The following is an 11079-nucleotide window of genomic DNA, read 5'->3' on the forward strand; positions in this document are numbered from 1 at the left end:
AAAATGCTCCGGCGTCTTTTGCCTGTCTTAAAAGACGCGCGGCCCGCAAGGAAACATCTGTGCCCGCTCTCCATGATATCCTCGACAAGTCCTACGACGCCTTCCTCTTCGACATGGACGGAACGCTGCTGAATTCCATCGCCGTCGTCGAGCGCGTCTGGAGCGACTGGGCAAGGCGCCACGGCTTCGAACCGGAGGTCTTCCTGAAGACGATCCACGGCATCCGCGCTTCCGACGTGATCCGCGGGCTCGGCCTGCCAGGCGTCAATCCGGCCCATGAGGCGGACCTGCTGCTCGCCGAGGAGATGGAGGATGTCTCGGGCATCGTCGAAATCCCCGGCGCCATCCGCTTCCTCTCCGCCATTGCCGACGGCAAATGGGCAATCGTCACTTCGGCGCCGATCGAGCTCGCCAGGCGTCGCATGGCCGCCGCCGGCATCCCGATGCCGAAGGTCATCGTCAGCGGCGGGGAGGTCAAATCAGGCAAGCCCAGCCCCGAAGGTTATCTGCTCGGCGCAAGCCGCCTCGGCGTCGATCCCTCGAAATGCCTGGTCTTCGAAGATGCCGTCGCCGGCATCCTCGCCGGCGAGGCCGCCGGCGCCGATGTCACCGTCATCACTGAAACTCACGCCACCCCCTTCGAAACACCGCATTTTTCGATCGCCAACTACCAGGCATGGCAGCCCGGCCAGACCGCCGAAGGCCGGCTGAAGCTCGCTGCGATCTGAACATTCCGGCAAACCGCCTCTTTTTGTCGGAGGCAAGGTTTTTCCGCTTGCATTGCACGCGCTGAAAAACTAAACGAAGCAAGCCGTTTCGGCAGGTCGGGGCGTAGCGCAGCCCGGTAGCGCACTTGACTGGGGGTCAAGGGGTCGCTGGTTCGAGTCCAGTCGCCCCGACCATTTATCCCCTTGAAATCCCAGTCAAAAATGATGAATTGGCCGGAAGGCCACTAGCAAAATTAGAACTAAAGCATATAAAATGCTAATCTCGTAACGAAAATCCCCGGATAATCCTCTTATCGTTATGGGTGCCCAATCAAGTCTCGTTGGGGACATGAGCCCGCTTGGGAACATATCGGAAGCATCGTCCGGGGAAGTGTCTATGGAATGCAGCATCCACAATTGTGGGGTAGGTTCTGCGGCACCGACATTGCAGTGAGTTTCTCGCAGTTATATTTAGCCTATTGTAGGCGGGAAGGCTTTCTAGCCGGAAGGTGAGATGGCGGTCCTGTCCAGATCTATAGTTAAGCCATCTAATGAGTGCGTACCCGGCGAGTTGGTACACCTCGGAATTCTCCGGTTAGGAGTGACGTCGCAGCAATAAATGCTCCCGACGAAAGAAGGCCGCCCTGCAGATCGAGGACGATCGCCATGGCTAATTTTTACTATGTGTATTTCAAAAAGCGCGATGACGCTGAGATCAAGAAAGCTTTTGGCAAGGCCCTTGATTGGTATCGGATAGATACTACTACCTATTTCCTCTATTCCACGAGCGTCGCAGAAAAGCTGTATTCGCGCTTTTCGCCCTTCGTACTCGATGAGCGAGGTAAGGAAGGGAACATTTTATTTGCAATTGATGTGAAAGAGCGGCCAGGGTGGGAGTGGCTGAAAAAGATCAATGCCCATTGTTATCGTAGCTTCTCCGTCCGCACCAGTTACGACGTCAACCGCGCACTAGATGTTTCCCTGTTGGCCGTCGCTCGTGAGTGCTCTCGACCAGATGCATTGATTTCTCATGCGAAAAGCTTCCCTTTTCCGAGCCCCATCTTTGCAAGAGCATAAACGCAGGTTGTATCGAAATGATCAACTTGTAGTTATCGCAACCACAGTATATTATGTTCACGTGGGTCGATGAATACGTTAGCAATTCTGCAGTGGCTCGCTTCGGGGTGAGGCGGAGCTTGGTTTATAAGTAAAGGAATTCCACTATTTTGAGGGGGCGATGGATGTTGCGTGCCTGTAGCGTTTTTCTTTTTGGATATTTGATGGGCGTGACCGCGGCCGCCGCACAAACGACTTGCGTCGACGGAGGATCACCTTCCTGGAAGGGTTTGAATCTTATTCAAACGGATTGCCAAAACTGGAAGGACGGCTACGTACCACCGTCCGGACAAATCTACGTGGCCCTGCAATTCCATTTCGTTCTCAAAAGCAAACCGGTCGGGTCAGCGGAGAGCAGGAGCGTTCTTGACGCGCTTAAAAGTCTGGTCACCAAGGACGACGCACAAGAGATCGCGCTCTCGGTTCTGCCGAAAATCGGCAACTATGACTCGGTTGAAACCCCAATCTATACCTACGTCGCGAGCAAGCCGGAGCGGACCTTTGGAACATCTGGCCAATTCGAATTCACGACGCCCTATATACGATATGATCAACAACCGCTGAGTTTCGTGCTCAAGGCGCGCGCGACAAGCAAGGCCGATCACGACATCAAGGGATTGATAGATCGTGTACAGCCGATTATCGCGACGGCATCGCCGAACGCCTGGTTAGTGTCCGAAGCGGCTAAGCCGGCGCTCAACGCTGTCGCGGATGTCACTGACACGGTGCTCGATGCCTACTACAATTCCGACGAGTCAACGACCGCCAGCTTTTCACTTGGCGACGAGGCCGCCGACGGCGTGGTCAAGCGCGTACTCACATTGAAATCGGGGCAGGGTGACGCAGACATCGGAAGCCTGACCGTGTCGCTCAAAATGCGAAGGTCGATCATTGCCGGCAATTCGATATCGTCCGACAGGAGCCCAAAGGATTTGGTCGTTGACTACTCGACGGTCGGCGGGATCCTTGGATACCAACTCCCGGCGATCGGTGACAAGAAGAATACCATTCTGGGGAGCTTCGCTTCCGACGATGGCGACCTGAAGATCCTCTCTGCGGTCGCATATGAAAAGACGGCGACGACGGGGCTTTCTGATGCCTGCAGGCAATTGCGGACAATCGGGCTCAACACGTTCGGATTCAACGATATCGACACCGCCAGGATGATCTACGAACTTCTTTCGAGCGGTGAAAAGTCAGTCGCCTACACCGAAGAATCATCGGTGTGCTTCAGTAAGAGCGACTGGCAGAGAATCTCGATACATCATATCTTCGAACCGCTGGTCAACCAAACCGTACCGACGAAAGACCGCATTGAGTATTTCGCGACAGGTCTTCGTCGGGGAATGACGACAATGACGATCTATCAGGACCAGCTCGAGGACGAGATGGAGCAGGTCGAGGACATGACGGGCGACAACCTCCTTCCGTCCTGTACGGGTTACAACGTAGCGAAAAGCGATCTGATCACCTGCCTGGATACATTCCATCTCAACCGCTACCAGATCGAAACATCGGACGAGTCACCAGTCCAGATCCTGGTTAGCCGTCGCTCTCAGGTTGGCGAGGTAGCCAACGCCGACACGCGCTCCGGTGTGGAAGTGGCGGCGGTGGGAACGCCGGTTTCGGCATCCACGACAACCAAACTGGATTATGTCTATCGGGTTTCCCTGTTCTACAGCGACACGCAGAAGATCCGACGGATTAAGTTCGAGAAAGCCACACGTGCCAGTGTCGGCGACGATGTCACCGATAAGCTTTCATATCCTTGCTGGGTTAAAGGCAAGGGGCAGCCGCTTACTTGCCCGGACTTGATACCTCCGCCCTCCTGACGCGCTCTAGCCATTAACTGCTAATATCGCGTTCGAACTTGGGATTGTGGGGGTCTCATGCGTTTCAAACTGCTTGCTGTTCTTCTTTGCTGCTCGTTTGTTGTCTCCGCATGCACGCAGGGCGTGGTTGATACATACGGCGGGGGCATCGGTACTGAGCTTTCCTACACTACTATGGGGCAGCGCAGCGCCGCCGAGGACAATTACGTAGCGTTCATATGCCGGCAATCTGGCTCAGCGCCAGGTATCTGTTCAGTTGATTGGCAAGGCTTTACGCTTGCCGGGATGAACGACATCGACGCACGTTGCGACGGTTACCTGGCGTGGCTCGACAACCGCCGCCGCACAAATGGTCCCATACAAAAGCAAATCGCGGATACCGCCACCACAACAGCCACGATAATGGCAGCCACGGGTGCTACTGGAGCTGCCATAGGGATCGTCGCTGCAGCCTTCGGATTTGCGCGAAATAGCTTTGACAACACTCAATCTCGGCTCCTGATGGAAGTGAACCACTCGACGGTCCAGACGATCGTGCTGTCGAATCAGGAGCGTTTCCGGAAGGAGTTTGCACTTGTTCGCGTCGAGAACCGTCCGACTGCAATCTACGTGCTGCGTCAATATCTGCGCCTTTGCATGCCCTATACGATCGAGAACCAGATCAATACGACGATCACCACTTACCAGCTTGGCGGCACGCGAGCCCTGGAAAGCGCAGAAAAAACGCCGCTGATCGATCTGGCGTTTCTGCGGCGGGAGTCGCTCAAACCCGAGAGGGCGGTCTATCGGCCGCCGAACCCTCCCATCGATAATAACGCAAAGTACGAGCTGGTATCGACGAAGGCGAGCCTGCGTTCGACGAAGCTCATCCAGAGCGCACTGACCGCGATTTGCGCTTCCCCAGAGGAGGTCGACAATCCCACGCCGCACACCGTCGTGCTCGTCAAAGTGTTGCAGCAGTATAGGAAGATCAGGAAATCCATTCCAGGCAAAGTCCTCGACGGCAAGATGGACGATGGCGATTTAGCCGAGGTTGCCGACCAGCCACCTTGCTCACTTTCAACGGCTCAAAATTTCTATGAACAGAAAGCCTACCCGTCTGGGATCATGAGCGCGAGCAACAGTCTGATCGAACTCCTCAATGCACGCCTTGCAGTGGCGGACCGACTGCCGGCCGGAGCCGACGAGCAGACGATCCGCGCCGGCATCGCGAAGGTGCGCGCCGATCCGAGCCTGAGTCTTGAACTCAATGATCCGGCGCTATCCAAACAATTGACTGCAGAACTCATCGATAAACTTTAAGGGGGCTGTGATGGTTTATGCCGCGGATGGTATTAAGCCGGTCAGGGCAATGCCTGAACCGGATGCAGGTCGGCTCGCGCGCGTGGGGCCGGGCGAAAAGCTTTTCGGCACAGGTAAGACTGTTGCCGGCGCGACGCAGAACGATCCACCCCAGTGGATTGAGGTGTTTCTTCCCGACGACAAAACGACCGGGTGGATCCTCGCTGTCGATTTCAAGGAGGAGCCTGACCCAGCTCCCCGTCCCCTCGATGAAGAGTTTTTCATCCGAAGCTGTCTGACTGTTGAGCGGGAACTCAACGCCGATACCAAGACCGCACCGTGGTATGTCGCTGCCGATTATCTGATCGCGCGCGCGATCTTTGAAACAGGCCTCTCCGCAGGTGGCGTGGGCTCGGCCGGGCCGATGGGACCGCTCGCTCTCACTTCGACGGAGTTCAGCGATTTCCTGACGTCGTCTGGTCTAGACCTCGCGAAAGAATTCGGTCCGGGTGACAGCCGATTGCTGCTAGCTCAGATATTCGCCTGCGGATACGCCATGAGCAAGACGGCCAAGGACTTCAGCAAGGCGAGCACCGCGAGGAGCAATCCCGTCAACGATGTCGATGTCCCGAGTTATCTGGATCTCTTTCTCGCTTACCTCATCGATCTAAGCACAGCCGTGGCTCTATCCGATCCAGTGTTGGACAAGTCGCAAACGTTGGCTCAGTTTGGTCTCACGAGCGCGACTATTTCTGCCCTCTCGGAACGATCGGGTCTCGCTGGAACGAAACCAGACACTACGGTTTCCGCGTTCCTTAAGAACGTCTCCGAAGTGCTCGCCCGTCTGCTCGACTCTGCATTCGACCGTATTAAAACCCTGGCGGCTGATGAGTTGCCTAAGGCCGAGGCGGGCGTTCCTCCATGGTTGATGATCGCGCGATCTGAACTGGCGCGGCCCGTAAGTGAAACGGTGAACGCAGACCGGATTCCGGTATATTTCGATGCAATCAGATTCGGAAACATCAACGGCAAGGTACCACATTGGTGCGGGGCATTCATCGGCTTCTGCATGAAGACTTCAGGAGCAAGCCTACCTGACGGGCCAGCCCGCGCGGCAAACTGGAAGACTTGGGGTAACCGCAGCTTTCCGCTTGGTGCATCGGACATTCCGTTGGGCGCTGTTGTCGTTTTGAAGCCCCAGGACCCCAAGACAAGTGGGCACGTCGCGTTCTTCGAGAAGTTCGCGGAAAACCGGAAAGTGGAATTGCTCGGAGGCAATCAGGACGATCAGGTCTCGCAGAAGCCGTTTGCCGTGACGGAAATTTCGGCGATACGAATGCTGGCCGAGGATCTTCCGTTTGGAGCGGCCGATGCCTTCGACATGACGAAGGCTGAGGTCAGGGCGGAGTTCCAGCGATACGGTGATCTCATCGTTGATAGATTCAAGCGAGCGGGTTTCAATACGCGACATCAACTGGCGGCGGCGTTGGCAAACGGGATAAGGGAGTCTGGCTTAAATCCCAGGGCAGTATCCGCTCCTCCGGAAAAGAGCTTCGGACTCTTCCAATGCAATCAGACAGCGGGTCTGGGAAAGGGGTACTCTGCTGAGCAACTCATGGACCCGGACCACAACATTGCGTTGATCATTGCCGAGGCCCGGCGGTCTCGTTCGTTCGTTTCAGCATCGACGCTCAAAGACGCTGTTGAGGCATTCGTGAGATATGTAGAGCGCCCGAAAGACACGTCGGGAGAGATCGACAAGCGAATGGCCATAGCGGGCCGATTGCTCGGAGCGTGATCAAGGCATGAGGCCGCGGACCGGTGCGCCGAAACCTGCTGGTCGTACAGTTCGATATTTTTGTAACCACGAGCTGCGCACTCTGAAGACGGCCACTAGGCAGGGACCGCCCAACACAGCGGCTTCCCTCAGTCTCAGGAATATCGCAAGGCGGCCAAACCCGCCAATTTATGAGTTTATGGCGGCCAGAGAATGAGTTGGAGTCGCTCAGTCTGCAGGTCGACCGCATTCTCAAGCGCGGATAGGAGGGTGACGCCCAGCAGGCGGACGTCTTTGCCGTGAAAGACGGGCTTGAGCAGAAGGTACACAATCTGCTCAAATCGCCCGCTGATGTCAGCGGGCGTTCACTGGTTCTTGTCCATGTAATCTGGGTGAAGTCGACGTATTGCACCGTCAACGTTACCGTCTTCGCCCTAGTGGCGCTGATCTCACAATAGCGCCAGACCTTGGCAATTAGCGGCCGCAGACTGTCAGAAGGGTCCTGTCGCCTCGACCATTTATCCTCTTGAAATTCCAATCAGAAATATCACGGTGTTTAGATTCCGCGATCTCTCACGTATGGCTGCAGAGCGGCGGGCGTCAGTGCGGTTTCTGAGCGATCGCGATCATCGATTTTGCTAGCAGCGGAATCCTGCCGACATATTCGAAGTCGACGTCTTCGAAGCCTGTTTCCAGCAGCAGTGTGCTCAGCGTTCCGGGAGACCAGAATTTGATGTGGCCATGGTCCTTGAGCGGCATGAAATGGTCGTCCATCTTGCCGCTGACGGCCAAGGCCAGATTTTTCCAGTAACCGTGAAACGGCGTCGACATCACGGCGATGCCGCCGGGCTTCACCAGATCGTACATGGTGGCCGAGAAAGCCTTGGGGTCATAAACGTGCTCAACCACTTCGAGGCTTATCACCGCATCGAAGGTCCCATACCGGCTGGAAAGATCTTCGTAACCGGAGCCGATCTCCAGCGGGAGATCGGGGTGGGCCGTTCTCGCTTTCGCAATGCCGTCCGCGGACGGGTCGACGCCGACGACATCATAGCCCTTTTCCGCAAGCACGGCTGCGGCGCCGCCGGTACCGCAGCCGAGGTCGAAGACCGCCGTTTCATTTGCCGCCTGAAAACTGTTCTCAAGAACATCGACAACGGCCGGCAAAATATAGGAATGGGCGGTCGTCGGTTTGGCATGCACATAGGTCGTCGCGTCTAGTTCGATAGACATTTTGCCTCCTGGAGTAGTGAGCCCGCCAACCCAATAATACGCAACACAAGGGTACGGCGGACTTTGACGGCAGTGTGGTGTCCCTGTGGTATTAAAGTGATTAGCGCCGAAGGCGCTCGCAGCGGCTGGGCGCCGGGTCGTTCGGCTCTACCCGCTGCGCGCAGCATCCTTCAGCCTGATCACTATCCGAACCACGCTGTCTCAAGGGCGATTGGTACCTGAGGATCGCCTTATGAAAGATCCGAAGTTGATTGACAGTGTGCCGGGAAGGTGCTGAGAACGGGCCGCAACCCGGATGCACCGCATTTTTGTCGGTCAACGGTCGCTAGGTCGGTGCTGGCGCTTCAACTATTTAAAATAAATAACGCAAGCAAATGCCATTTGAAGGTGTGGATTAAATAATACTGTAGTTTTTTATGGCGATCCCTCAGTTGAGGGAGGTGGATGTTGTTGGATTTTGTTAAAACTGTACCGTTTTTAGAGTAAATAGCCAAATTTTTAACTTAACTAACGTGAAATCTCTTCGCATTCGTGTGGATGCGTTGTAGATTAACATTATCCTTGGTCACGATAGCCTAGTGCGAGCGTATGGCGGATATGAAGCAAAATCTAACTTGCAAACAGGCCCTCGCCAGTGCGTTCCAGGCTCTGTCGGACGAGGCCGTCAAAGCCGGCTGGTCGGAGGGCGATGTCGCCCTCGCGCTTGCTGAACTCGCCGAGGAGCGGGTGATCGAGATTACCGCCAAGGTGATCATGGAAGGCTCCATCCATCCCCAGTTCGCCGCCGGCGGCCGCAGCAGTTAATCTCAGAGCCACGGTGGAACAACTAGGCTGCTGGTTGAAGAAAGCACCCGCACGGGGAGGGAAGGCGTTTTTCGCTCTCGCCTGCGCTCACTGCCTCCTGCTGTAAAAGCCGCACCAACGCGCGGGACAGGATTTTGTTCCCCAATTTTGCTTCGGGGAAATCTGCGTAGTTGCTAAAGTTCAAGCCGTCGCGCATAATCATTTTTGTCGGTTGCGGAGGGCGGCCGGCAATGCAAGCGTGGATGCGTTTGCCCTCGGAGGAAATGCGGCGTGATGTTACGATCATCAATCCATCCGCATGATTTACCGCTGTTTTCGGAAGATCTCGATCTGCTTTCAAAGGTGCTCGACAAGGTCTGCGACGAGCGCGGCCTCGTCAGGACAACGCCGGAGGCCGAGCGGATCGGTGCGGTCATCATTCAGCTCTACAGGCAGGGCGTGAAGGACGGCGGCAAACTCGCCGATTTGGCAAAGACCTATCTCTGATATTCAGTTCTGCTCGATCGAGACACCGTTCTTGCCGATGCTCATCTCGATCCCCTGCGGCTTGCTCTCCTCTTGGAAGATGTAAGCGCCGAGGCCAATGACGGCGGCGACGAGAGCATGCCGATGATGAGATAGAGACCATTGCTGCGGTTCAAGTGACTGTCCCTGATATGTGATGGGCCCCGATACGTGATGAGACAGCGGGAACGCCTAGGTGACCGATTGGTTCCGTCAGTCGTCGTTGGCGGCGTTGAGGTTCTCCGGCCGGATACCGTCGTCGCTCGTGGTGCGTGCGCGCAACCGGATGCCGGGGCCGCCTTCATCCTGATTGCCGCTCGACAGGAAGATGATGCCGTGCGCCTCGAGCGTGTTGCGCACATCGAACAGCGCATGCGGCTCGCCCGCAAATTCGCCGGTTTCCAGCGCCGCTACGGTCTCGACCGGCAGGCCGCTTGCGGCGGCGAGCTCTTCGATGCTCATCCCGATCATGGCGCGCGCGCCGCGTATCTGTGTTGCTGTTATCATGACGGAAAATCTAGCGCATTCACCGTAGTTCTCAAGTGGCGCGGGCCGATCAAGCGTCCTTCAATTTCACACCAAACAGATCGTCATGCATGCGCTCGACCGCGATCCCCATGCCTCCCATGAGGGCGGCCCGGTTCCCGAAACGGCTGATCTCGATGCGTGGCGGATAGGGCGTGCAACGCGGCAGGAAGCCGCGGATGGCGTTGACGAGTTCCGGTCTTGCGCCGATGCTGCCGCCAGTGATCACCAGTTCAGGATCAAGAGTTGCGCCGATTGCCGCAATGGCGACCGCCACCAGCCTTGCCGTCTCTTCGATTGCCGCGACGGCGCTTGTTTCTCCTGCATTGAACGCGGCGAAGAGATCGGCGACGGTGGATGCGTTGCGCCCGCCAAAACCGATATAGCGGCGCAGCATGGCGACGCTGCCGACCGCGGTCTCAAAGGTTCCCAGCGTAAAGCCGCCAGGATCAAAAGCATCTCCACCGATCGGAAGATAGGCGATCTCGCCGGCCGCGCCACGCGCGCCGCGCAACAGAGCGCCATTGGCGATGATGCCCATACCGACGCCGGTTCCGAGAGCAATGAAAGCAAAATTGCCGGTCTCGACACCGTGTCCCCGCCATCTCTCGCCCTGCGCGGCCAAATTGACGTCATTTTCGACGATCACCGGTATGCCCATCTTGTCGCTGAAGACCTGACGCAGATTGATGGCGTCAATGCCGGGAATGTTTGGCGCCACATTGATATGGCCGGTGGCAGGATCGAGCACGCCGGGACTGCCCAGAACGACGAGGCGGAGTTTGTCGGCGGTCGTTCCGGCCGCAGAGGCGAGTTCAGCGACAAGATCGCTGAACTGATTGACGAGATGCATTCCGCCGCGCCGGTCTGTCGGCACTTCGGTTTCGGCAACCACATTTCCCAACAGATCGCAGATAGCCGCGGCAATCTTGGTGCCCCCGAGATCGATGGAGGCCGCCAATCCTGCCCTGGCATTGATTTCGTAGATGATCGCATTCCGTCCCGGGCGCCCATCGGTCTGCCCGATCGCTTTCAGCCATCCATCATCTTCGAGGTCGCGCACGACATCGGAAATCGTCTGTTTTGATAGGCCGGTAAGCTTCGCGATATCGGCGCGAGAGATCGACCCGCTCGCCACGACAGTCCGGATCACGGCATGGGTTGAAATTTTTCGTGCGATTGGAGTCTGTACGACAGAAGAGGTCATTGCCATCCAGGCTAGCTCAATCCAATTAGTTCGGTGCGTATACTTAATTGGCGCGCTATTGGCTGGCCAATAGCGCGATACGGCGAATTCTGG

The 11079-nt window shown here is 56.6% G+C and carries 11 protein-coding genes and 1 tRNA gene; 8 read left to right on the forward strand and 4 right to left on the reverse strand.

All coding sequences use genetic code 11. The features are described 5' to 3' along the window. The first annotated feature begins 59 nt into the window (after positions 1-59). From QMO82_RS30985 to QMO82_RS31010, 6 genes are all read left to right on the forward strand, one after another. Positions 60-728, forward strand: coding sequence for an HAD family hydrolase (locus QMO82_RS30985; protein ID WP_183606479.1), 669 nt, complete (start codon positions 60-62; stop codon positions 726-728). Between the two features lie 97 nt (positions 729-825). Beyond that, positions 826-902 (forward strand) — tRNA-Pro (locus QMO82_RS30990). Between the two features lie 471 nt (positions 903-1373). Continuing rightward, positions 1374-1784: a hypothetical protein gene (locus QMO82_RS30995; RefSeq protein WP_183606480.1), complete on the forward strand. Its 411-nt coding sequence runs from the start codon at positions 1374-1376 to the stop codon at positions 1782-1784. 203 nt (positions 1785-1987) lie between these two features. Next, entirely contained in the window at positions 1988-3655 is a 1668-nt protein-coding gene (locus tag QMO82_RS31000) for a hypothetical protein (RefSeq protein ID WP_183606481.1), read from the forward strand. Between the two features lie 57 nt (positions 3656-3712). Continuing rightward, positions 3713-4957, forward strand: coding sequence for a hypothetical protein (locus tag QMO82_RS31005; protein WP_183606482.1), 1245 nt, complete (start codon positions 3713-3715; stop codon positions 4955-4957). 10 nt (positions 4958-4967) lie between these two features. Then, positions 4968-6734: a phage tail tip lysozyme gene (locus QMO82_RS31010; RefSeq protein WP_183606483.1), complete on the forward strand. Its 1767-nt coding sequence runs from the start codon at positions 4968-4970 to the stop codon at positions 6732-6734. Here QMO82_RS31010 and QMO82_RS33855 read toward each other — a convergent pair. Then, positions 6628-7251 carry a hypothetical protein gene (locus tag QMO82_RS33855; protein ID WP_369685963.1) on the reverse strand — a complete coding sequence of 208 codons (624 nt, stop codon included), beginning with the start codon at positions 7249-7251 and terminating at the stop codon, positions 6628-6630. The genes QMO82_RS31010 and QMO82_RS33855 overlap by 107 nt on opposite strands. Positions 7252-7313: 62 nt before the next feature. Beyond that, the gene (locus QMO82_RS31015) at positions 7314-7946 is read right to left on the reverse strand and encodes a bifunctional 2-polyprenyl-6-hydroxyphenol methylase/3-demethylubiquinol 3-O-methyltransferase UbiG (RefSeq protein ID WP_183606484.1); all 633 of its coding nucleotides are present in this window, start codon (positions 7944-7946) and stop codon (positions 7314-7316) included. 588 nt (positions 7947-8534) lie between these two features. On the opposite strand from QMO82_RS31015, the gene QMO82_RS31020 reads away from it, so the two are divergent. Then, entirely contained in the window at positions 8535-8750 is a 216-nt protein-coding gene (locus tag QMO82_RS31020) for a hypothetical protein (RefSeq protein WP_183606485.1), read from the forward strand. Between the two features lie 273 nt (positions 8751-9023). Next, positions 9024-9236, forward strand: a complete 213-nt coding sequence (locus QMO82_RS31025; protein WP_097617610.1) for a hypothetical protein — start codon at positions 9024-9026, stop codon at positions 9234-9236. Positions 9237-9467: 231 nt separating this feature from the next. Here QMO82_RS31025 and QMO82_RS31030 read toward each other — a convergent pair whose 3' ends face one another. Together QMO82_RS31030 and QMO82_RS31035 are read right to left on the reverse strand one after the other, a co-directional pair. Continuing rightward, positions 9468-9761, reverse strand: a complete 294-nt coding sequence (locus QMO82_RS31030; protein WP_183606486.1) for a helix-turn-helix domain-containing protein — start codon at positions 9759-9761, stop codon at positions 9468-9470. Between the two features lie 49 nt (positions 9762-9810). Further along, positions 9811-10992: an ROK family transcriptional regulator gene (locus QMO82_RS31035; protein ID WP_183606487.1), complete on the reverse strand. Its 1182-nt coding sequence runs from the start codon at positions 10990-10992 to the stop codon at positions 9811-9813. Between the last annotated feature and the right edge of the window lie 87 nt (positions 10993-11079).

The organism is Rhizobium sp. BT04 (assembly GCF_030053135.1).
GTDB classification, from domain to species: domain Bacteria; phylum Pseudomonadota; class Alphaproteobacteria; order Rhizobiales; family Rhizobiaceae; genus Rhizobium; species Rhizobium binxianense.

Excerpts from the sequence above, each read along its gene's own strand:
- QMO82_RS30995 (WP_183606480.1), top strand. The coding sequence starts at position 1,374 with ATGGCTAATTTTTACTATGTGTATTTCAAAAAGCGCGATGACGCTGAG.
- QMO82_RS31000 (WP_183606481.1), top strand. The coding sequence starts at position 1,988 with ATGGGCGTGACCGCGGCCGCCGCACAAACGACTTGCGTCGACGGAGGA.
- QMO82_RS31020 (WP_183606485.1), top strand. The coding sequence starts at position 8,535 with ATGGCGGATATGAAGCAAAATCTAACTTGCAAACAGGCCCTCGCCAGT.
- QMO82_RS31010 (WP_183606483.1), top strand. The coding sequence starts at position 4,968 with ATGGTTTATGCCGCGGATGGTATTAAGCCGGTCAGGGCAATGCCTGAA.
- QMO82_RS31015 (WP_183606484.1), bottom strand. The coding sequence starts at position 7,946 with ATGTCTATCGAACTAGACGCGACGACCTATGTGCATGCCAAACCGACG.
- QMO82_RS31035 (WP_183606487.1), bottom strand. The coding sequence starts at position 10,992 with ATGGCAATGACCTCTTCTGTCGTACAGACTCCAATCGCACGAAAAATT.
- QMO82_RS31030 (WP_183606486.1), bottom strand. The coding sequence starts at position 9,761 with ATGATAACAGCAACACAGATACGCGGCGCGCGCGCCATGATCGGGATG.
- QMO82_RS31025 (WP_097617610.1), top strand. The coding sequence starts at position 9,024 with ATGTTACGATCATCAATCCATCCGCATGATTTACCGCTGTTTTCGGAA.
- QMO82_RS31005 (WP_183606482.1), top strand. The coding sequence starts at position 3,713 with ATGCGTTTCAAACTGCTTGCTGTTCTTCTTTGCTGCTCGTTTGTTGTC.